At 60.6% G+C, this 20,158-nt stretch carries 20 protein-coding genes; 12 read left to right on the forward strand and 8 right to left on the reverse strand.

The genetic code is table 11. The features are described from left to right. Nucleotides 1-47 precede the first annotated feature (47 nt). On the forward strand, nt 48-1,115 hold the full coding sequence (locus FIV35_RS24580; RefSeq protein WP_034137720.1) for an AI-2E family transporter: 1,068 nt from the start codon (nt 48-50) through the stop codon (nt 1,113-1,115). A 10-nt stretch (nt 1,116-1,125) separates the two neighbouring features. Here FIV35_RS24580 and FIV35_RS24585 read toward each other — a convergent pair whose 3' ends face one another. From FIV35_RS24585 to FIV35_RS24595, 3 genes are all read right to left on the reverse strand, one after another. Further along, entirely contained in the window at nt 1,126-1,305 is a 180-nt protein-coding gene (locus FIV35_RS24585) for a hypothetical protein (protein WP_034096853.1), read from the reverse strand. A 91-nt stretch (nt 1,306-1,396) separates the two neighbouring features. After that, nucleotides 1,397-1,591, reverse strand: a complete 195-nt coding sequence (locus FIV35_RS24590) for a hypothetical protein (RefSeq protein ID WP_034137721.1) — start codon at nt 1,589-1,591, stop codon at nt 1,397-1,399. Between the two features lie 226 nt (nt 1,592-1,817). Next, the gene (locus tag FIV35_RS24595; protein WP_034096854.1) at nt 1,818-2,171 is read right to left on the reverse strand and encodes a hypothetical protein; all 354 of its coding nucleotides are present in this window, start codon (nt 2,169-2,171) and stop codon (nt 1,818-1,820) included. A 156-nt stretch (nt 2,172-2,327) separates the two neighbouring features. Between FIV35_RS24595 and FIV35_RS24600 the strand changes: the two genes are divergently transcribed. Continuing rightward, nucleotides 2,328-3,146 (forward strand): shikimate 5-dehydrogenase, encoded by an 819-nt coding sequence (locus FIV35_RS24600; RefSeq protein ID WP_034137722.1) that lies wholly within the window; start codon nt 2,328-2,330, stop codon nt 3,144-3,146. Between the two features lie 742 nt (nt 3,147-3,888). Here the strand turns inward: FIV35_RS24600 and FIV35_RS24605 are convergent. Continuing rightward, nucleotides 3,889-4,539, reverse strand: a complete 651-nt coding sequence (locus tag FIV35_RS24605; RefSeq protein WP_034137723.1) for a YceH family protein — start codon at nt 4,537-4,539, stop codon at nt 3,889-3,891. 117 nt (nt 4,540-4,656) lie between these two features. Here FIV35_RS24605 and FIV35_RS24610 point away from each other — a divergent pair, with 117 nt between their 5' ends. Together FIV35_RS24610 and FIV35_RS24615 are read left to right on the forward strand one after the other, a co-directional pair. After that, a complete protein-coding gene (locus FIV35_RS24610) occupies nt 4,657-5,166 on the forward strand; it encodes a DUF1993 domain-containing protein (RefSeq protein WP_034137724.1) in 510 nt (169 codons plus the stop codon). 198 nt (nt 5,167-5,364) lie between these two features. Next, entirely contained in the window at nt 5,365-8,151 is a 2,787-nt protein-coding gene (locus FIV35_RS24615) for a hypothetical protein (protein WP_052198942.1), read from the forward strand. Between the two features lie 48 nt (nt 8,152-8,199). Here FIV35_RS24615 and sstT read toward each other — a convergent pair whose 3' ends face one another. Next, a complete protein-coding gene (gene sstT, locus FIV35_RS24620; RefSeq protein WP_034137725.1) occupies nt 8,200-9,411 on the reverse strand; it encodes a serine/threonine transporter SstT in 1,212 nt (403 codons plus the stop codon). A 232-nt stretch (nt 9,412-9,643) separates the two neighbouring features. On the opposite strand from sstT, the gene FIV35_RS24625 reads away from it, so the two are divergent. Further along, nucleotides 9,644-10,801 (forward strand): MFS transporter, encoded by a 1,158-nt coding sequence (locus FIV35_RS24625; RefSeq protein ID WP_034137726.1) that lies wholly within the window; start codon nt 9,644-9,646, stop codon nt 10,799-10,801. Between the two features lie 4 nt (nt 10,802-10,805). On the opposite strand, the gene nhaR is transcribed toward FIV35_RS24625, so the two are convergent. Beyond that, nucleotides 10,806-11,708, reverse strand: coding sequence for a transcriptional activator NhaR (gene nhaR, locus FIV35_RS24630; protein ID WP_034096860.1), 903 nt, complete (start codon nt 11,706-11,708; stop codon nt 10,806-10,808). A gap of 134 nt (nt 11,709-11,842) precedes the next feature. Between nhaR and FIV35_RS24635 the strand changes: the two genes are divergently transcribed. From FIV35_RS24635 to mnmH, 4 genes are all read left to right on the forward strand, one after another. Then, nucleotides 11,843-12,094 carry a hypothetical protein gene (locus FIV35_RS24635; RefSeq protein ID WP_034137727.1) on the forward strand — a complete coding sequence of 84 codons (252 nt, stop codon included), beginning with the start codon at nt 11,843-11,845 and terminating at the stop codon, nt 12,092-12,094. A gap of 28 nt (nt 12,095-12,122) precedes the next feature. After that, nucleotides 12,123-12,872, forward strand: a complete 750-nt coding sequence (locus FIV35_RS24640) for a TerC family protein (RefSeq protein WP_034137728.1) — start codon at nt 12,123-12,125, stop codon at nt 12,870-12,872. A gap of 94 nt (nt 12,873-12,966) precedes the next feature. Further along, nucleotides 12,967-14,001 (forward strand): selenide, water dikinase SelD, encoded by a 1,035-nt coding sequence (gene selD, locus FIV35_RS24645; protein WP_034137729.1) that lies wholly within the window; start codon nt 12,967-12,969, stop codon nt 13,999-14,001. Continuing rightward, the gene (gene mnmH / locus FIV35_RS24650; protein WP_034137730.1) at nt 14,001-15,104 is read left to right on the forward strand and encodes a tRNA 2-selenouridine(34) synthase MnmH; all 1,104 of its coding nucleotides are present in this window, start codon (nt 14,001-14,003) and stop codon (nt 15,102-15,104) included. The genes selD and mnmH overlap by 1 nt, the downstream gene beginning before the upstream one ends. A 156-nt stretch (nt 15,105-15,260) precedes the next feature. Here mnmH and FIV35_RS24655 read toward each other — a convergent pair whose 3' ends face one another. Both FIV35_RS24655 and FIV35_RS24660 read right to left on the reverse strand, forming a co-directional pair. After that, nucleotides 15,261-16,316: a permease gene (locus tag FIV35_RS24655; RefSeq protein ID WP_034096865.1), complete on the reverse strand. Its 1,056-nt coding sequence runs from the start codon at nt 16,314-16,316 to the stop codon at nt 15,261-15,263. 44 nt (nt 16,317-16,360) lie between these two features. Then, entirely contained in the window at nt 16,361-17,062 is a 702-nt protein-coding gene (locus FIV35_RS24660; protein ID WP_034137731.1) for a hypothetical protein, read from the reverse strand. A gap of 253 nt (nt 17,063-17,315) precedes the next feature. Here FIV35_RS24660 and FIV35_RS24665 point away from each other — a divergent pair, with 253 nt between their 5' ends. The 3 genes from FIV35_RS24665 (at nt 17,316) to hemB (ending at nt 19,952) form a co-directional block, all read left to right on the forward strand. After that, nucleotides 17,316-18,014: a glutathione S-transferase N-terminal domain-containing protein gene (locus FIV35_RS24665; protein ID WP_034137732.1), complete on the forward strand. Its 699-nt coding sequence runs from the start codon at nt 17,316-17,318 to the stop codon at nt 18,012-18,014. Nucleotides 18,015-18,017: 3 nt separating this feature from the next. Beyond that, the gene (locus FIV35_RS24670; RefSeq protein WP_034137733.1) at nt 18,018-18,860 is read left to right on the forward strand and encodes a PhzF family phenazine biosynthesis protein; all 843 of its coding nucleotides are present in this window, start codon (nt 18,018-18,020) and stop codon (nt 18,858-18,860) included. 117 nt (nt 18,861-18,977) lie between these two features. After that, nucleotides 18,978-19,952 (forward strand): porphobilinogen synthase, encoded by a 975-nt coding sequence (gene hemB / locus FIV35_RS24675; protein ID WP_034137734.1) that lies wholly within the window; start codon nt 18,978-18,980, stop codon nt 19,950-19,952. Nucleotides 19,953-20,158: the final 206 nt, after the last annotated feature.

Raw genomic sequence — 20,158 nt, forward strand, 5'->3', positions numbered from 1 at the left:
GCATCAGGGCCTACACAGGCCCATTGCTTTTCTGACATGGACCGGACATGAACCAAACCACCCTGCAATTCAAAACCCTGTTGTTACTGCTGGTCCTGGTGACCGTTGCCTTTATCTGGATATTGCTGCCGTTCTACGGCGCGGTGTTCTGGGCGGTGATCCTCGGCATTATCTTTGCGCCCATGCAGCGCCGCCTGCAGCTCAAGTTCGGCTGGAACCGTAACCTTACCTCCCTGACCACCCTGACTGCGTGTCTGGTCGTCGCGATTTTGCCGGTGATCATCACCAGTGCCTTGTTGGTACAAGAGGGGGCCACGCTGTACAAGAACATCGAAAGCGGCAAGTTGGATGTGGCGGGCTATATCGAGCAGTTCAAGAATTTCCTGCCGCCGTATTTCCAGCATCTGCTGGATCGCTTCGGCATGGGCAACCTGGAAGGGCTGCGCGAGAAGATCGTCAAGAGTGCGATGCAGGGCAGCCAATTCTTTGCCACCCAGGCGTTCAGCTTTGGCCAAGGCACGTTCGATTTTCTGGTGAGTTTTTTCATCATGCTGTATCTGCTGTTTTTCTTTCTGCGCGACGGCCCGGAGCTGGTACGCAAGGTGCGCACCGCAGTGCCGTTGGCTGAACCGCAAAAGCGTCGCCTGCAGCTCAAGTTCAACCGCGTGGTGCGGGCCACGGTCAAGGGCAATGTGCTGGTGGCCGTGACTCAGGGCGCGTTAGGCGGGTTGATTTTCTGGTTCCTGGACATTCCCAGCGCGCTGCTATGGGCGGTGCTGATGGCATTTCTTTCACTGCTGCCGGCGGTGGGCGCGGGCATTGTATGGGGGCCGGTGGCGGCATATTTCCTGATGAGCGGGGCGATCTGGCAGGGCGTGGTGCTGGCGTTGTTCGGCGTGTTTGTGATCGGCCTGGTGGACAACGTGCTGCGCCCGATCCTGGTGGGCAAGGACACCAAGATGCCGGATTACTTGATCCTGATCTCGACCCTGGGCGGCTTGTCAGTGTTTGGCCTTAACGGGTTTGTGATCGGCCCGCTGGTGGCGGCGCTGTTCATGTCCAGTTGGGCGCTGTTTGTCGAGAGCAAGCCGCGGGTCAAGTTGCCATTGCCGTGAACCGGTAGCATCAGGCTTCCAACTGGTAGGTGGTGGCTTTCAATTGGTGTTCGGCGGCTTTGAGCGATGTCAGCGGGCCGGTGATCGGCTCGCCTTCGCGTACCAAGTACCAGCAAGCCAACACCCCCGAGGCGCGCAGAGCGGCGGGGACGGCACTGCCGATGACGGACATGATATGAACAGTGGGCATAAGGACCTCCAATCGTGGTAGGGGTCACCTTACGGGCCATGGCGGCTGAGGAAAAATCAACTGTCTCGATAGTCGACATTGATGCCACGCGTCAGTCCACCACTTGATCCAGCATGCTCACCACTTCCTGCTCACTGAGCAGCCCCTTGCGCACCAGGTTCTCCGCGAGCAAGGCGAGGAACTTCGCGCTGCGGTGACCTTCCAGGTGCTTGAGTTCGGTCAGGGCACTGTACACCTTGCTGGAGGTGCAAAGGCCGGCGGTACGGTGTGGGTTTTGTGTGGGCATGGTTAATCGTCCTTAATTGTTATTGGGTGGACAGGCTCGATAGTGAAAGGGTTATGTGACGCAAACATGACAGCGCGAGCCCTGTTCGAGCAAGTAGACATTGGTGTCTATCATGTGCGATTGCGCACCAGACAATGTCTCCATTGCGACCTTGACGCGATAAAACCGGACTCGGCGCAAAAAAAAAGGCCTCGCACGATTGCGAGGCCAGTTTCAGATCGAACAGTTACCAGCCACGACGGTAGTAACCATGGGGCGGGCCATAGTAACCGCGCGGTGGGCCGTAATAGACCGGCGCCGGGCGGTAATACACTTGCTGTTGCACATACACAGGCGGCGGTGGCGCGTAGTAGACCGGCGGCGGAGCGGCGTAGACAGGCTGCGGCTGCACATACACCGGTTGCTGCACGTAGACTTCGCGGGGTTGGCTGGCCACCACCGAGCCCACCACGGCGGCGCCGACCAACGCACCCAAGGCAGCCGGCCCCGCCCATCCACCACCGTGGGCGGAGGCTTGGCCAGCCATAGCGAGTGCACCTACCAGCAAGGCGATCTTGGGGATTGTACGAATCATGGTCATTCCTCGGTTAGCCCCTGCGCTCGTGTCCTGCCATCAATGGACTCAAGTCATGTCGCGGGGATACTTTTAAGACAACGTATTTCTGAAAAACAGCACGGCCGCTAGGTAAAGGTTGTGTAAGGTCTGTACCGATTTGCTTACTCACAGGAGTTTTCCATGCAGATGCACCCCAACAAGGACACCCAGCTGTGCATGTCACTGTCGGCGCGCCCCGGTAATTTCGGCTTGCGGTTTCATAACCATCTGTACGAGCAGTTGGGTCTGAATTTTTACTATAAGGCCTTCAGCAGCCAGGATTTGCCCGGCGCGATCGGCGGTATCCGGGCCTTGGGGATCCGGGGTTGCGGGGTGTCCATGCCATTCAAGGAGGCGGCCATTGCCTTGGTGGACGAACTCGACGATTCGGTTCAAGCCATCGATTCGTTGAACACCATCGTCAACACCCACGGCCATCTCAAGGCCTATAACACAGACTACATCGCCGTCGAGCAACTGCTGAAAAAGCATGCGGTCCCCCAGGATTCCACCTTCGCCCTGCGTGGCAGTGGCGGCATGGCCAAGGCCGTGGCCAGTGCCCTGCGCGACGGTGGCTACGCCAACGGTGTGATCGTGGCGCGTAACGAGAGAGCGGGGCGGGCGCTGGCCCAGCACCTGGGGTACGCCTGGCAGGGGGATATGACCGGCCTGCGTCCGCAAATGCTGATAAACGTCACGCCCATCGGCATGACCGGCGGCGCGGAGGCGGAGGCATTGGCGTTTGACGCAGACATCATCGAGACTGCGCGGACTGTCTTCGATGTGGTGGCGATTCCCGCCGAAACACCGTTGATTGTGCATGCCCGAGCCAACGGCAAACAGGTGATTACCGGGTTGGAAGTGATCGCCATCCAGGCGTTGGAACAGTTCGTGCTCTATACCGGTGTGCGGCCGACCCAGGAACAATTCGAAAAAGCCGTGGCCTTCGCCCGTCTCTAAAAAAGCACCGGCAAGTTGGATATAGGTCGATCAGACATGAAGGTATTGATCGGCTCACTGCCATCGGGGGCAAGCCCCCTCCCACAGGTTTGACCGCGTTCACTCTAGCTCGTGGCCCAACGGTCGGTGCGCCAAGCTCAAGGCAAGCGCAGATCCAAGGTGGGAGGGGGCTTGCCCCCGATATAGGTCTATCAGGCGATGAAGGTATTGATCGTCTCACCGCCCTCGGGGGCAAGCCCCTTCCCACAGGTTTGACCGCGTTCACTCTAGCTCGTGGCCCAACGGTCGGTGCGCCAAGCTCAAGGCAAGGGCAGATCCAAGGTGGGAGGGGGCTTGCCCCCGATATAGATCTATCAGGCAATGAAGGTATTGATCGTCTCACCGCCCTCGGGGGCAAGCCCCCTCCCACAGGTTTGACCGCGTTCACTCGAGCTCGGTGGCCCAACGTTCGGCGCGCCAAGCTCAAGGCAAGTGCAGATCCAAGGTGGGAGGGGGCTTGCCCCCGATATAGGTCTATCAGGCAATCAAGGTATTGATCGTCTCACCACCATCGGGGGCAAGCCCCCTTCCACAGGTTTGACCGCGTTCACTCGAGCTCGGTGGCCCAACGGTCGGTGCGCCAAGCTCAAGGCAAGGGCAGATCCAAGGTGGGAGGGGGCTTGCCCCCGATATAGGTCTATCAGGCGATGAGGGTGTTGGCTGGCTCACTGCCATCGGGCCCCCGGCCCCGCCTATTACCGTGTCAGGCCTGTTCCAACTGTGCCAAGCGTTCCTCCAGCGCGGCGATTCGCGCTTCTAGCTCTTCGATACGTTCGGCGGACACCCCGCTGGCGCCACGCTCCACCGGGCTTGCCCGCGCCGCGATAATCGCCTCGATATCCGCCGGATCGCCCAGCGCATGGGTGTAACGGTCTTCCCGCTGCCCAGCCTGACGCGGCACTAGCACCGCCAGCCCGCGGGCGATCAGGCGTTCGAGCTGGTGCACGACCTGTTCGGTGTCCTCGAAATCATGCATGCGAGCGCTGCGAGTGAGCAGTTCGTTGACCGTCTGCGGGCCGCGCAGGAACAACAGCCCGATCAGGATCACCTGGGCCGGCACCAGTTCCAGCGCCTTGTCCACCCGATGTTCCCAGCGGTCGGCACGGCTGCCCATCACCAGGCGAGTGAAGCCTTGGCCTTCCAGCGCACGCAAGCTCTGGCCCACCTGGCCCTGGCTGAGGTTCATCACCGGCTCGCGGCTGGTTTTCTGGTTGCAGGCCAGTACCAGAGCGTTGAGGGTCAGGGGGTAGGTTTCCGGGTTGGTCGCCTGTTTTTCGATCAGGCAGCCCAGCAGGCGGATTTCCGTGCTGTTCAGGCGCGGCTCAGGGGTATCGGTGTCGTGCTCGGCGGTCATCGCGCGTTCCCTATGCAGTGAAGGTCCTTAGCCTATCCCTGAAAAAATAAAAGACAAGCAGCGGGCATGGCTATAATCGCCGCTGGTTGCAACCCCGCCATTACCGATGAGAGTGCCATGACTATTTCCCTGTACGCCGCCTCCGTTCCTGTGTTCAAACAAATGCTCAACGCCCTGAGCGATGTGCTGAACAAGGCCGAAGCCCACGCTACGGCCAAGAACATCGAGCCCAATGCCTTGCTGCAAGCGCGTCTGTTTCCTGACATGTTCCCGCTGGTGCGCCAGGTGCAGATCGCCGTCGACTTCGCCAAGGGCGTTTCTGCGCGCCTGGCCGAGATCGAAGTGCCTAAATATGACGACAACGAAGTGACCTTTGCCGACCTGCAAGCCCTGATCGCCAAGGTGCTGGCCTTTATCGACAGCCTCAAGCCCGAGCAAATCGACGGCAAGGAAGGCATCGAGATCGTCACCCGTCCAGGCACCCCGAAAGAAAAGCGCTTCAGCGGCCAAACCTACCTGCTGACTTACGGCCTGCCGCAGTTCTTCTTCCACGTCACCACCGCGTACGCGCTGCTGCGTCACAACGGTGTGGAAGTGGGCAAGCGCGACTACATGGGCGCTTTCTAAGCTCAAGCGTCAAAAAAGCCCGGCGTCGTTCCAGGTTGAACGGCACCGGGTTTTTTTATGGGTGGCGGTTATGAATTCCCTGACCTTGTCGGAAAAGGTTACAGAAGGGCGGTGAACCAAGTCTTTCTGCTGCGGCACTCACCAGGCGATGAGGCATGTGCCTCCACCCAATCCCCGTGAGTGTATGAGAGGCTTTAGATGATCACGACGCCCCACCTGTCAGCTGCTGTATCGCGTTTTTCTTCGTCGGACATGTCCTCGCCAGTGCTGGATAGTCAGGGCGCCTCTTCGGTTTTGCCCGGCCCGAACACCCGAGTCCGGCGAGAGGCGTCGGGCGAGGCAACGGCGGTGGGCCAAACCCGGCCCTCGGAAGCAAATGAAGGAAGCACTGAACAGGCGCAGAGCGCCGATAAACGCGATGCGGGCAATCGACGCGACCTTGAGAAGTTCGTGCATGCGTTGCTGAACGTGTACGTAAAGGGCGACAACTATCTGGATGAACAGGCGGCTTTGCATGCTTATCGATACCCGGGGGGCCGGCCTTATGACCGCGCCCAAGGGTTCACCAATTATTTGCGCAGTCAATGGATCCAACTCGACCCTGATTCCGGCTTTCAACTCAATAACGAGTCAAAGGCCGGGCAGCGCGTGAATCTTTTAGATTTCATTGATGGCCTTGGCTGGGAGCGACCGACCACGATGGCCGAGGTGCGGAATATGAGCGGGGCCGTGTTCCGCCTTTATCGGTCCTCGCCGTTGCCATCCGGCGATCTGGGCGGTGGGTTGTCCTGGCCGATTCCCCTTGATCAATCCACCCAAAAAGCGATTCACGAGGCTTCCAGCTCCGACGTGTATCGTTCGCTCCAGCACGGTGACCTGCCGGCGACGAATAACGGAGCGGTGCTGATGCTCCAACGCCATCAATGGTCAGATGCCGAGCTGAAGGATCCGCGCACCGCCCTGCTGAACATGATCAATGCACCGGCCGCACGAACGGTAGGTGAGCAGCTGCGGGCGCGGTTCAACGGGGCCGGCACTCCTCAGGATTGGCTGCTTTCAATGCTTCAGGTGGGGGCCAATGGCCATTCGGTGATGCATCCAAACGAAAAAAACAAGTTGGCCGGCTATGATCTGTCCCAGCGCGATAATTGGGGTAAACCCCTGTCGTCGGTGGTGAAAGGGCTGACTGACCATCTGGCGCAGACCTATGGTCGAAACGCGCCAGTCGTAGCGTATTTGTTGCTGTCACACCACGCGCCAGAGCTGCTGGTCAAAGACGTTCCAGCTTCTATCACCTATGGTTCGCCGGGATGGGTTGGCCTCAAAGCCATCGTCGCCAAGGCCAACTTCCACACGCCTGGCTCGGCAGCAGGGCAGACCTATGAGGCGTTGGTCAAGAACGACCTTGAGCCCGTTACCAGCGCCGAAAGAGACGTTGAAGCGTTGGCGGGGCGGGAGGCGTTGATCCACTGGGCCGTGGCGGACGGTGCAATTGCAAAGCGCGATGACAACAATTACACGGACGACGAAATTGAGAGGGCGCGCACCCTCTCCAGCGAACGCTTGGAGACCCTGAAAAAAGCCTCCGACGCGCAACGTGAGCCATTAGTGCCCCGTAAGGAAAAAGCGCTGCAGATCCTCAAGGAGCATTTCTCTGCGACATTTCCCAATGTCGATTTTGAAGCCAAGGTGCTGATGCCCACCGAGGCTCATCAGTATTTGCGCGGGCCTTATTCGATTCTGGATATTTTTCTCGAACCGCAATTGCATACCCGCTGGTACTCCACTGACCCGGCGGTGCCCTTTGCGGACATGTTCGAAACGTTCCGGCGCATTCCGCCCATCGACAACTATGAAAAGGAAGTCTCCGACTACTACGACGCGCTTCAGGGGGCCATGGGTGTCACGGTCAAACACTTGATGTCCCAACTGCCTGCGCAGGACAGAGAAGCCCTGGAGTATGGCGAGCTGAGCGTTTATGCCGAAGAAAAAACCATCTCTAGTCGTGAGAGTTGGGGAAAGTATCTGGGGCCTGAAAAAAGGGTGAGTGAGCAGCCCGCTGATAGCCGTTCGTTATTGTTCGTCACCAAGTATGGGGCAACCAAAACGGTCTATGAGGTCAACCCCCAGCAGGGTTATATCCGCAAGCGCACTGATTTGACGGGCGACCTGAAACCGGGTCTGAAGGGTGAATGGTCCGGTCCCTTGACTGAGCAAGCCAATCCTGGCGTCAGGCGAATCTACAGCCGCCCGTCGATTCGCGAAGTGGTGGCAGATGGAGAAGAGGCACAGCAGAAACGACGTGCGCGGGAAAAGGCCCCGGGGCCTGTGCAAACCTTCACGTCTGACCGGACTCAGTACATCACCGATACCGTGCTGAGCAATATCTTCAAACCCGGAGAGCGAGAAGTGCTAGCCCAGAAAGCCAGGGGCATCACCACATTCGATACCGAAGTGACGGTGTTTGAAGAGATACAGGCGGCGACCCGGACCTTGGTGCCTTTTGCGTCCGCTATCGACAGGTTTCAAAAGGGAAAGGTAGGCGAGGGGCTTGGTTTTCTGGCATTTGACCTGTTTGGGTTTGCGGTGGGAGGCATCTTCGCAGGGGCTAAAATCGCGAGGCTGGGCCCCGGGCTCTCAGGCCGGGCTGGCGGCATCCTGACACGGGGCGCGATCAGCGCGGCCAACCCGTTTGCCGGAGGAAAAGCCATCGTCTCCAGAGGCCTGCCTTGGTGGCAGTCGGCATGGGGCAAAGGGACCTCCACCTGGCGGATCATTGCGGCTAATCGCGGTGTGGACCGGGCTCATCAGGATAAAAAAGACGGCGTCACCGTCGGCACTTATACAAATACCGGCGGTGATTCGATACGTATCACGGCTCAGTTGGATGAAATAACCGGGAAATGGTACGGCTATGATCGGACAACCCGTTCGCGGTTTGGCATACCGCTCGAAGGCTTCAGTCCTGATAGCACCAGTGCGTGATCCTTTCTCCCCGGGACAGACCTTGAACAGGCCGTCCCGGGGGATCGGTTATTTTTGTTTGCCCAGGCACGCCGCCGCAGTGAACAGCACATCAGTGGACGAATTGAGCGCGGTCTCCGCCGAATCCTGCAGTACACCGATGATGAAACCTACGGCGACCACCTGCATGGCGATCTCACTCGGGATGCCGAACAGGCTGCACGCCAGGGGAATCAGCAACAACGAACCGCCGGCCACGCCCGAGGCACCGCAAGCACAAATGGCCGCGACCACGCTGAGTAACACGGCGGTCGGCAGGTCGATATTGATGCCCAGTGTGTGCACGGCGGCCAGGCTCAGCACGGTGATGGTGATCGCGGCGCCGGCCATGTTGATGGTGGCGCCCAGCGGGATCGACACCGAATAGGTGTCCTCATGCAGGCCGAGGCGCTCGCTCAATGCAAGGTTGACTGGAATGTTCGCCGCCGAGCTGCGGGTGAAGAACGCCGTGATGCCGCTTTCGCGCAGGCACAGCAGTACCAGCGGGTACGGGTTGCGGCGCAGTTTCCAGAACACAATGGCCGGGTTGATCACCAGCGCGACGAACAGCATGCAGCCGATCAGCACTGCCAGCAGGTGGGCGTAGCCGAGCAGGGCGCCGAACCCGGAGGTGGCCAAGGTGGAGGCCACCAGGCCGAAAATGCCCAGCGGCGCAAAGCGAATCACCACGCGCACAATCAAGGTCACGCCGTTGGACAGGTCATCGAGCACAGTGCGGGTAGTTTCGCCGGCATGCCGGATGGCGATGCCCATGCCAATGGCCCAGGCCAGGATGCCGATGAAATTGGCATTCATCAGCGCGCTTACCGGATTGTCCACCACGCTCAGCAACAGGCTTTGCAAAACTTCGCCGATACCGCCGGGCGCGCTCACTGTGGCGTCATGGGTGGCCAACACCAGTGTTGACGGGAACCACATGCTGGCGACCACCGCGACCACGGCGGCGGCGAACGTGCCGAGCAGATACAGGAACAGGATTGGGCGAATATGGGTTTCCTGGCCGTGCTTATGGTTGGCGATCGACGCCATTACCAGCACAAACACCAGAATCGGCGCCACGGCCTTGAGCGCGGTGACGAACACCTTGCCGATAAATCCGGTGGCTTTGGCTGCTTCGGGCAGTAGCAATGCCAGGAGAATCCCGGCGATCAAACCGATGACGATTTGCGTGACCAGGCTGACGCGGGTCAGGCGTTTAAGGAGCGAAGGGGCAGCAGTCATAAAGAGGTTGTCTCTAGTTTTTTTAATGTGCGCAGCCCCATGAGCAGAAGGGGCTGTAGGAAGCAGGGCGCGAAGTCTAGCATGCTGTGGTGCGTGCTCTGGCGGCTGCGGCATCGCGTCACCCGCTTTGGCCAAAGCCGGACATACTCTGTTAAGCTTCTGGCCTCTCACCTTTCCTATCCGTCAGCGGGCCCTTCGGGCTGTCGTTGATGTCGTTGTTTCTGGAGTTTTCATGCTGTTTCCCATCCTGCTGCTGTCGGCCGCCGGTTTTACCGTGCTGACCACGGAATTCATCATAGTCGGGCTGCTGCCATCGATTGCCCGCGACCTGAATGTCAGCGTGTCCCAAGCCGGGCTGTTGGTGACCTTGTTTGCGTTTACCGTGGCGGCGTTCGGGCCGTTTCTGACTGCCTATTGCGCGCGTTTCCCACGCAAGCGTCTGTTTATCAGCATTCTGATTCTGTTCGGCGCGGCCAACGCCGTGGCCGCGCTGGCGCCGAATATCTGGGTGATGGCATTGGCACGACTGATCCCGGCCCTGGGCTTGCCGGTGTTCTGGGCCTTGGCAAGCGAGACGGCGGTGGACATCGTCGGCCCGGACTACGCCGGGCGCGCCATTGAGAAGATCGGTTTCGGCATCGTCTGCGCCACGGTGTTTGGCATCCCAGTGGGCACGTTGATTTCCGATGCGTTCGGCTGGCGCACGGCGTTCGCCATTCTGGCGGTGGTGGCCCTGGCCAAGGCCTTGCTGTTGTTCATCTACCTGCCGGTAACCCGGCCGAAGAATGATCAAGTGAGTCTGCGCTCGCAGTTCAAGATCCTGCGCAACCCCTTGATGCAGGGCCATATCCTGCTGTCGATCCTGGTATTCAGCGGTATGTTCACTGCCTATACCTACCTGGCGGACATCCTTGAACGCCTGGCCGGCTTCGATGGCACGTTGGTGGGCTGGTGTCTGATGGGCTTTGGCGCGGTGGGCTTGCTTGGCAATGCCTTGGGCGGCCGTGCGGTGGATCGCCATCCGTTGATCGCATCCATGGTGTTCTGCGGGTTTATGATCGCGGGCATGGTCGCGCTGGTGCCGGCCATTCACTCCTCCATCGGCCTGGCGGCGGCGATGGCGGTGTGGGGTGTGACCCAGGCGGCGCTGTTTCTGGTCAGCCATGTGCGGCTGATGAAGGCTGCGCCCCATGCGCCGGCGTTCGCCGCGTCGCTGAACATTGCCGGGGCCAACCTGGGCATCGGCTTGGGGGCGATGGTCGGTGGTCATGTGATCGATACCTTCGGCCTCGGCAGCCTCGGGTTCGCGGCGTCCGGGTTTATCCTGGTGTCGATCCTGCTGGCGCTGTGGCTGATGACCGCCAGGCAGCCGGTGGCGTCCAACGCCTGAGCGGTCAGGGCAGGGCAGTGAACAATTCGCGCCGCGCGCCTTCGGTAATCGCCACGATGCCCGGGTGCTTGACCTTGCGCTCCACCGAGATCGCATAGAACGACTCGGTGACCGCGTCGGTCTGGCCGATCAGCGCCACACCGTATTGGCGCACCACCTCGTCGGCAATCACGCTGGGGGCGATGAAAATCCCGCTGCCGGATTGGCCAAACGCCTGCATCAAGGCGCTGTCGTCGAACTCGCCGATGATCTTCGGCTGGATCTGCTGCTCGGCGAACCAGCGCTGCAAGCGGCTACGCACCACGGTTTCCGCGCCGGGAATCAGCAGCGGCGCGCCGTGCAGGCACTGTGGGAATGGGCCGGTATGGCGGTCGGCCAATGCTTGGGTGGCGAAAAAACTGATGCCGCACTCTCCCAGTTTCTGGCTGTAGCCTTTGATATCCAGGTGCGTGGGCATGGGGCTGTCGGAAATCACCAGGTCCAAGCGCTGGATCGCCAGATCCGCCAGCAGGCGCTCGAGTTTGTCCTCGCGGCAGGTAATACGCAGCGGCTCGCTCAATTCCATGGTCGGTGCGATCAGCCGATAAACGATGGATTTGGGCACCACATCCGCCACCCCGACCCGAAACACAATCTGCTGCTCCTTGGGCTGCGCGCGCAGCATGGCTTCCAACTCATTGCCGGTCTGGAACATCTGTTCGGCGTAGGGCAGCGCTTGCCGCCCGGCTTCGGTCAGCTCCAGTTGGCGCCCGACCCGCTGAAACAACGCGATGCCGAACGTCTGTTCAAGCAGGCTGAGCTGCCCGCTGATGGTCTGGGGCGTGAGGTTCAATTGCTCGCACGCACGCACGATGCTGCCGGTTTTGGCCACGACCCAGAAGTAATGCAGTTGTCGATAATTGAGCATGAGGCTAATCACTTCGTAAAAATCGAAGTATACGCGGGAAAAATACGAATTTTACTGAAGTGTTGCTCTGCATAGAATGCGTCGCTATCGCGGGGCCACTATTGGGACCCAAGTGTTCTAACGAGGGATACAGCATGAAACTCAATTCTTTCGGCGCGGCCTCGTTGCTTGCGCTTTCATTGGTGATGATCAGCGGTTGCGATCAGGTCGAAAAAAGTGCGCAGCAGGTGATCGGCAAGGCCTCGGAATCGGCCAAGCAGGCAATCGACGATACCCAGAAAGCCGCCGAGCAAGCCCTGAGTGAAGCCACCCAAGGCCTGATCAACCCGCAGAAGAAAGACGATCAGGCGGATAAAACCGACGAATCGAATAGCCAAGAAACCTAATTTTCCAGCACACCACCAGGACTGACCTATGGATTACCTTGTACAACTGGCCGCCAGCCCCACCGCGTGGATCGCCCTGGCGACCTTGATCGTGATGGAAATCGTGCTGGGCATCGATAACCTGATCTTTATCTCGATCCTCACCAACAAATTGCCGCAGAAGCACCGGGCCAAGGCGCGGCGCATCGGTATCAGCATGGCCCTGGTCCTGCGCCTGGGCTTGTTGAGCACCATCGCCTTTATCGTGCAGCTCACTGCGCCGGTGTTCGAGGTGTTCGGCCAGGCGTTTTCGTGGAAGGACATGATCCTGATCGCCGGTGGCCTGTTCCTGGTGTGGAAGGCCACCACCGAGATCCATCACAGCATGGACCCGGAGCCCGAAGAGAAAGAAAGCACCAGCAATGCCGTGACCATCGGTTTTGCGGCGGCCATCGGGCAGATCCTGTTGCTGGACCTGGTGTTTTCCATCGACAGCATCATCACGGCGGTGGGCATGACCGAACACTTGCCGATCATGATCATTGCCGTGGTGACCTCGGTGATCGTGATGCTGGTCGCGGCCGAACCGCTGGCCAAGTTCATCAACGACAACCCGACGGTGGTGATGCTGGCCCTGGGCTTCCTGATCATGATCGGCATGACCCTGATCGCCGAAGGCTTTGGCGCCCATGTGCCTAAAGGCTATGTCTACGCAGCCATGGCGTTCTCGGCGGCCATTGAGTGCCTGAATATCGCCCGGCGCAACCGCCATAAGCGTTTGCTCGCTGCGCGTCAGTAAACCCTGAAACAAACAGGCCGGCTGTGCTCATAAGAGCCCAGCCGGCCTTTTGCTGTCTGGTAGAATCCGCGCACTTGATAGTTTGAGGTCCAGCATGAACGAGCCGATTCGCCTTACCCAATACAGCCACGGCGCGGGTTGTGGCTGCAAGATTTCACCCCAGGTCCTGGAAGTGATCCTCGCCGGCAGCGGTGCGCAGAACCTCGACCCCAACCTGTGGGTGGGCAATGCTTCGCGGGACGACGCGGCGGTGTACGCCATCGACGACGAGCGCGGTGTGGTCTCCACCACCGACTTTTTCATGCCGATCGTCGACGATCCCTTCGATTTCGGTCGAATTGCCGCCACAAACGCCATCAGTGATATCTACGCCATGGGTGGCGATCCATTGATGGCCATTGCGATCCTGGGCTGGCCGGTGAATGTGCTGGCCCCGGAAGTGGCCCGCGAGGTCATCCGTGGTGGTCGCTCGGTCTGCGATGCGGCCGGTATCCCCCTGGCGGGCGGGCACTCCATCGACGCGCCGGAGCCGATTTTCGGCCTGGCGGTCACCGGCATCGTGCAAAAGCGCCATATGAAACGCAACGACACCGCCACCGCCGGCTGCAAGCTCTACCTGACCAAGCCCCTGGGCATCGGCATCCTCACCACGGCCGAGAAAAAGGGCAAGTTGCGCGAGGCCGATATCGGCCTGGCTCGCGACTGGATGTGCACCCTCAACAAGCCCGGTAGCCGCTTCGGTAAACTGGCCGGCGTCACCGCCATGACCGATGTCACCGGTTTCGGCCTGCTGGGGCATCTGGTGGAAATGGCGGATGGCAGCGGCCTGACCGCCCGCATCGAGTACGCCAATGTCCCACGCCTGCCGGGGATCGAGGACTATCTGGATCAGGGCTGTATGCCCGGCGGCACCTTGCGCAACTTCGACAGCTACGCCAACAAGCTCGGGCGTTTGCAGGAACTGCACAAGCGCGTGCTGTGCGACCCGCAGACCAGCGGCGGCCTGCTGATCGCGGTCACCCCCGAAGGCGACGCCGATTTCCACGCCGTGGCCGCCGAACTGGGCCTGAGCCTGGCGCCTATCGGTGAACTGGTCGAGCGACAGACCCACGCGGTAGAGGTGGTTTGATGGCAACTGACATCACCGACTATCGCAGCATTTTCCTTAACGACCGGCCGATGATGGATACCCGCGCGCCGGTCGAGTTCGTCAAAGGCGCCTTTCCGGGCGTGGTCAACCTGCCGCTGATGAGCGATGACGAACGCCAGCGCGTCGGCACCTGCTACAAGCAGCAGGGCCAGCAAGCCGCCATTGTCCTGGGGCATGAACTGGTATCCGGCGCGATCAAGGCCGAGCGCATCGAACGCTGGGCGCGGTTCGCTCAGGCTCATCCTGATGGCTATCTGTACTGCTTTCGTGGCGGGCTGCGCTCGCAGATTGTGCAGCAGTGGCTCAAGACAGAGGCCGGTATCGACTACCCGCGCGTCGGCGGGGGTTACAAGGCCATGCGTACGTTTTTGCTCGAAACCATGGAGCAAGCCACCCAGCAGTGTGATTTTGTGTTGCTCGGCGGCATGACCGGCACCGGCAAGACCGAAGTCCTCGGCCGCTTGCGCAACGCCCTGGACCTGGAAGGCCACGCCAATCACCGCGGTTCCAGCTTCGGCAAGCGCGCCACGGCGCAACCGTCCAACATCGACTTCGAGAATCGCCTGGCCGTGGACCTGCTGAAAAAACGCGCGGCCGGCATCGAGCAGTTCGTGGTGGAGGACGAAAGCCGCATGATCGGCAGTTGCGCGCTGCCGTTGCCGTTGCACAAAGGCATGCAAACGTATCCGATGGTGTGGCTGGAAGACAGCCTGCAAGGGCGCGTCGAACGTATCCTGCGCGACTACGTGGTTGACCTGTGTGCCGAGTTCATTGCCACGTTTGGCGAACAGGGCCAGACGCTGTTCGGCGAGCGGCTGACCCAGAGCCTGGACAATATTCATAAACGCCTGGGGGGCGAACGGTTCCAGCGCTTGCAGGCGATTCTGCAGGACGCCCTGGCCGAACAGGCGCGCAGCGGCGCCGTGGACCTGCACCGTGGCTGGATCGAAGGCCTGCTGCGTGAATACTACGACCCGATGTACGCCTTCCAGCGCGAAAGCAAAGGCGCCCGCATCGAATTCGCGGGCGAGCAGGGGGCAGTGGTGGAATATTTGCGCGAGCGCAGTACGCGGCGCGAGTGAGGGTGATACCGGGGCCTATCGCGCCGCGTTGCCTGTGGCAGGGGGCTTGCCCTAATGCCAGTCTGTTAAGGCTCAGTTGACCCAGCCCAGGCGATAGCTATCAAAGGTGGGAGGGGGCTTGCCCCCGATAGCGCCCTCAGCCCCCCCACCGCGTGTTTAAAGCACCACCACCGCAATCAACCCGCACACCACGCCCATCAGCATGGTCAGCCCGGCCACCGTTACCAGCACCCGCGCGTCGAAATCCTTGCGTAGCATCAGCAGGGACGGCAGGCTCACGCTCGGCAATGTCATCAGCAAGGCCACGGCCGGGCCGGTGCCCATGCCCAGGGTCATCATGGTTTGTACGATAGGGATCTCGGCCGCCGTAGGAATTACGAACAATGTGCCGACGATCGCCAGCGGCACGAGCCACACCAGGCTGTTGGCCATGGCTCCGTCTACGTGAGGGAACAGCCACACCCGCGCGGCACCGAGGATCAGCACGGCCAGGATGTACACCGGAATGGTGCTCCAGAACAGCTGCCATAACGTCCGCATCCAGCGGCTGAAAAAGGGTTGGGCTTCGACCTGGCTCACATCGGCCACCGCTTCCAGCGCGGCTTCCGGCACCTGATCGGGGCGTGCGATGCGCTGCGCCACCAACGACACCCCCACCACCAGCACAATGCCCGCCACCAGACGCAGCGCGGTAAACCCCCAGCCCAGCACAAAGCCCATGAACACCAGCGTCGCCGGGTTCAGTACCGGGTTGGCGATCCAAAACGCCAGCGCCGCGCCCACCGACACCTGTTGCCGACGCATGCTCGCCGCCACCGGCGCCGCGCAGCAGCTGCACATCATCCCCGGCAAGGCAAACAGCCCGCCGCGTACGGTCGAGCCCAGCCCGGCCCGGCCGAACAGGCGCAGCAGCCAGTCGCGCGGGATCAGCACTTGCAGCAGCGAACCGAGGATTACCGCCAGGACTGCGGCTTTCCAGATCGCCAGGAAATACACCTGGGCATAGGCCAACGCCGCCGCCAGGGGCGAGCTTTGCTGATCATTGAGAATCGAGGCGCCGATGCTGTGGTTGTCGGCGGCCACAAACGCCTTGAAGTAGTAGGGCGACCACTTGACGTAGTAGAGGCCGACACAGGCCACCAGCAGGAACAGCGCCGGTTTCCACCAGAACGACCAGCCCCGGACGGGCTGGGTGGAGAGAAGGTTGGACATGGGGATGATCCGCAGATGAGTCGATAGCCGCGCATCATACGCTGTCAGCTGTCGGCGCTCACCTGTGTCGGCTCTGGGCAGTTCTGTTCGCCGTCGTTCAGGCCCTGTTTGTAGTTGCGGCTCAGCAACGAGGCCTTGCCGTTGTGCCAGGTCAGCGTCAATACGTAGAGGGTGTCGTAGTCGCTGCCGGACCAGTCGTCGGTGATGGTGTGCTTCTCGCCCGACGCCTCACTCGCCACCTTGTTGATCAACTCCTGCAGATAGCCATGGGACCAGGCGGTGTAGATGGTGGCGTTGTGGTATTTGTCTTCGACCAACTCATCGGCCAGGTCGCTGGTGTCATTGGCCGAGAAGTTGATGTTGACCGGCAGGCCCAGCTTGATGGCGCTGGGGCTGATGGTCATCAGTGGGCGAATGTAGCTGTAGGAATTATCCAGCTCGCCTTCCTCGACATTGCGCGTCGGGTTGGCGGCGAACACAAAATCCGCCGGGCCGAATTTTTCCGGCAACACCGTGGCCAGGTTCATCGCGCGGTTCAGGCCCTGGCAATTGAGTTGGCCCAGGCCGCCGGCGGGTTTTTCGCCGTGGCGCAGGAATACCAGGGTCTGCACGCCGTCCACCGGCTGAGCGCGGCTTTCCGGCGCGTCGAGGAGGGCCGCTGTGGCACCGCCGACCAGCAGCAGCGGTAACGTGATGTAGGAATAGCGTTTGAGTCGTTGCACAAGGCGCAGAGGCTTGATCGTCATTTTAGGTTCGAGTCTTCATGCGTCGCGTTAAGGCGGACAAGCCTGGCCCCAGTGACGCACGTGCGTCCCGAGGTGTTCCTTGTCGATCTAGCCAGGTGCCTCCCTTCACCCTATCAGCGCTTTTAAGAGTGCGGCGGGGCGTATTGGTTCGCCCGGACGGGATAATAGCCAGGCGATGTTGCGCATTGATGACCCATGCACGACAGCGCGGGGATGACTATCATGAGGGCTTTCTGCCTCAGGGACTGTCCCGATGAACGCACTTGCCGCATTCCCGATCAACAGCAAATGGCCCGCACAGCACCCCCAACGCTTGCAACTGTATTCGCTGCCTACGCCCAACGGCGTCAAAGTCTCGATCATGCTCGAAGAGTTGGGCCTGCCGTATGAGGCGCATAAGGTCAATTTCGAGACCCAGGACCAATTGTCCCCCGAGTTCCTGTCCCTGAACCCCAACAACAAGATCCCCGCGATCATCGATCCCAACGGCCCGGGCGGTCAGCCGCTGGCGTTGTTCGAGTCGGGGGCGATCCTGATTTACCTGGCGGAGAAAACCAGCCAGTTGCTCTCCGAAGACCCGGCCACCCGTTACGAAACGATCCAATGGCTGATGTTCCAGATGGGCGGCATCGGCCCGATGTTCGGCCAGCTGGGGTTCTTCAACAAATTTGCCGGCAAGGACTACGAAGACAAACGTCCCCGCGATCGCTATGCCGCCGAGTCGCGGCGGTTGCTGCAGGTGCTGGAAAAACGCCTGCTGGGCCGCACCTGGCTTATGGGCGATGACTACAGCATCGCCGACATCGCCACCTTCCCTTGGATCCGTAACTTGATCGGCTTTTATGAGTCCGGCGATCTGGTAGGCATTGCCGATTTTCCTAACGTCCTGCGCGCGCTCGACGGTTTTGTCGCCCGCCCGGCCGTGATCCGTGGCCTGAATATTCCGAGTTGATCCATGCCGACTTTCGATTTCAAACAACTGGATGTATTCAGCAGCGTATCGCTCAAGGGCAACCCGCTGGCCGTCGTCCTCGGTGCCGACAGCCTCAGCGACCAACAGATGGCCGACTTTGCCAAGTGGACGAACCTCAGTGAAACCACGTTTTTGCTGACGCCGCGGGACCCTCGTGCCGACTACCGAGTAAGGATCTTTACCACGTTGCAGGAGTTGCCGTTCGCCGGCCACCCGACGCTAGGCACGTGCTACGCGTGGCTCCAGGCTGGCGGCGTGCCCAAAGGCGAGGAGATTATCCAGGAGTGCGAAATCGGCCTGGTGCGTATCCGTCGCCAAGGCGCCGAGTTGGCGTTTATTGCGCCGCCGTTGCTACGTTCCGGTGCCGTCGACGCGCCTCTGCTTGAGCGTGTACGCCTGGGGTTGGGGCTGCCACCGGACAGCATCGTGCGCAGCCAGTGGGTCGACAATGGCGCAGGGTGGCTTGCGCTCATGTTGGCTGATCGTGACCAGCTCCTGGCGTTGCAGCCGGACTATTCACAGCTATTGGGGTTAGCCGTCGGCGTGATCGCCCCGTGCAACCCGGTACGCGACGACGTGGACGCGCAGTTTGAGGTGCGTGCTTTTGTCGCAGGCGATGGCGCCCAGGAAGACCCGGCCACCGGCAGCCTGAATGCCGGCGTCGCGCAATGGCTGCTCAGCGAAGGGCTTGCGCCGCCGTGCTACGTGGTCAGTCAGGGCACGGCCATAGGGCGTGCGGGGCGTATTCGCGTTGAACGTCAAGGCGATGAAATCTGGGTCGGTGGCGCTGTCACCGTGTGCATCGAAGGGCGTCTACAGCTCTAGATCAATACATTATTGCGCCCCTGGCAATACACTGTTGGCCCCTCGGCGTTTGTGCTGCCGGGGCCAAGGGGCATAAGCTTTCGCCCCAAAGATTTCTGCCATTTTTTCAGGAAAGCCATGACCAGCCAGTTCCCCCAAGCCCGTCCACGCCGCCTGCGCCGCTCCCCGGAGCTGCGTGGTCTGTTCCAGGAAACCGAATTCACCCTCAACGACCTGGTGCTGCCGATTTTCGTCGAGGAAGAAATCGACGACTTCGTGCCGATTACCAGCATGCCGGGCGTGCGACGCATCCCTGAGAAAAAACTGGCCGGCGAGATCGAGCGGTTAGCCCGTGCCGGCATCAAGTCGGTGATGACCTTCGGTGTGTCCCACCACCTGGACGCCAATGGCAGCGACACCTGGAAAGAACGCGGCCTGGTCTCGCGCATGTCCTCGATTATCAAGGACGCCGTGCCGGAGATGGTGGTGATGTCCGACACCTGCTTCTGCGAATACACCGACCACGGCCACTGCGGCGTGATGCACGGCGCCCACGTCGACAACGACGCGACTCTGGTCAACCTCGGCAAACAAGCCGTGGCCGCCGCCCGCGCCGGTGCTGATGTGATTGCACCGTCGGCGGCCATGGACGGCCAGGTCCAGGCCATCCGCCGCGCCCTCGACGACGCCGGCTTCACCCATATCCCGATCATGGCGTACTCGACCAAATTCGCCTCGGCCCTCTACGGCCCATTCCGCGAAGCCGGCGGCAGCGCGCTCAAGGGCGACCGCAAAAGCTACCAAATGAACCCCATGAACCGCCGCGAAGCCGTGCGCGAATCCCTGCTCGACGAACAGGAAGGCGCCGACGCGCTGATGGTCAAACCGGCCGGCGCCTACCTCGACATCATCCGCGACATCCGCGAAGCCTCGCGCCTGCCAGTGGCGGCGTATCAGGTGAGCGGTGAATACGCGATGATCAAGTTTGGGGCTCAGGCGGGGGCGATTGATGAGGATAGAGTAGTGCGCGAGACGCTGGGGTCAATCAAGCGTGCGGGGGCGGATTTGATCTTCACGTACTTTGCGATGGATTTGGCGTTGGCGGGGATCTGAAGACAACGCGAGACCGTTGTGGTAATGGAATGGACGCCCCCTTCCTAACGGCATCTATGTGCCAAAGTTAAAGTGTTATCCACACTTAGCGGAAGGGAGCGTCCTCATGCAGCTTACGACTGTTTCGGTTGACTTGGCAAAAACCGTGTTTCAACTTCACGCGATCGATCAACAAGGAAAAACAGCGCTAAGGAAGCAGCTTAAAC

This window comes from Pseudomonas rhodesiae (genome assembly GCF_007858255.1).
Classification (GTDB): Bacteria; Pseudomonadota; Gammaproteobacteria; order Pseudomonadales; family Pseudomonadaceae; genus Aquipseudomonas; species Aquipseudomonas rhodesiae.

Coding starts and splice junctions, on each gene's coding strand:
- FIV35_RS24580 (WP_034137720.1), top strand. CDS start 48: ATGAACCAAACCACCCTGCAATTCAAAACCCTGTTGTTACTGCTGGTC.
- FIV35_RS24585 (WP_034096853.1), bottom strand. CDS start 1,305: ATGCCCACTGTTCATATCATGTCCGTCATCGGCAGTGCCGTCCCCGCC.
- FIV35_RS24590 (WP_034137721.1), bottom strand. CDS start 1,591: ATGCCCACACAAAACCCACACCGTACCGCCGGCCTTTGCACCTCCAGC.
- FIV35_RS24595 (WP_034096854.1), bottom strand. CDS start 2,171: ATGACCATGATTCGTACAATCCCCAAGATCGCCTTGCTGGTAGGTGCA.
- FIV35_RS24600 (WP_034137722.1), top strand. CDS start 2,328: ATGCAGATGCACCCCAACAAGGACACCCAGCTGTGCATGTCACTGTCG.
- FIV35_RS24605 (WP_034137723.1), bottom strand. CDS start 4,539: ATGACCGCCGAGCACGACACCGATACCCCTGAGCCGCGCCTGAACAGC.
- FIV35_RS24610 (WP_034137724.1), top strand. CDS start 4,657: ATGACTATTTCCCTGTACGCCGCCTCCGTTCCTGTGTTCAAACAAATG.
- FIV35_RS24615 (WP_052198942.1), top strand. CDS start 5,365: ATGATCACGACGCCCCACCTGTCAGCTGCTGTATCGCGTTTTTCTTCG.
- sstT (WP_034137725.1), bottom strand. CDS start 9,411: ATGACTGCTGCCCCTTCGCTCCTTAAACGCCTGACCCGCGTCAGCCTG.
- FIV35_RS24625 (WP_034137726.1), top strand. CDS start 9,644: ATGCTGTTTCCCATCCTGCTGCTGTCGGCCGCCGGTTTTACCGTGCTG.
- nhaR (WP_034096860.1), bottom strand. CDS start 11,708: ATGCTCAATTATCGACAACTGCATTACTTCTGGGTCGTGGCCAAAACC.
- FIV35_RS24635 (WP_034137727.1), top strand. CDS start 11,843: ATGAAACTCAATTCTTTCGGCGCGGCCTCGTTGCTTGCGCTTTCATTG.
- FIV35_RS24640 (WP_034137728.1), top strand. CDS start 12,123: ATGGATTACCTTGTACAACTGGCCGCCAGCCCCACCGCGTGGATCGCC.
- selD (WP_034137729.1), top strand. CDS start 12,967: ATGAACGAGCCGATTCGCCTTACCCAATACAGCCACGGCGCGGGTTGT.
- mnmH (WP_034137730.1), top strand. CDS start 14,001: ATGGCAACTGACATCACCGACTATCGCAGCATTTTCCTTAACGACCGG.
- FIV35_RS24655 (WP_034096865.1), bottom strand. CDS start 16,316: ATGTCCAACCTTCTCTCCACCCAGCCCGTCCGGGGCTGGTCGTTCTGG.
- FIV35_RS24660 (WP_034137731.1), bottom strand. CDS start 17,062: ATGACGATCAAGCCTCTGCGCCTTGTGCAACGACTCAAACGCTATTCC.
- FIV35_RS24665 (WP_034137732.1), top strand. CDS start 17,316: ATGAACGCACTTGCCGCATTCCCGATCAACAGCAAATGGCCCGCACAG.
- FIV35_RS24670 (WP_034137733.1), top strand. CDS start 18,018: ATGCCGACTTTCGATTTCAAACAACTGGATGTATTCAGCAGCGTATCG.
- hemB (WP_034137734.1), top strand. CDS start 18,978: ATGACCAGCCAGTTCCCCCAAGCCCGTCCACGCCGCCTGCGCCGCTCC.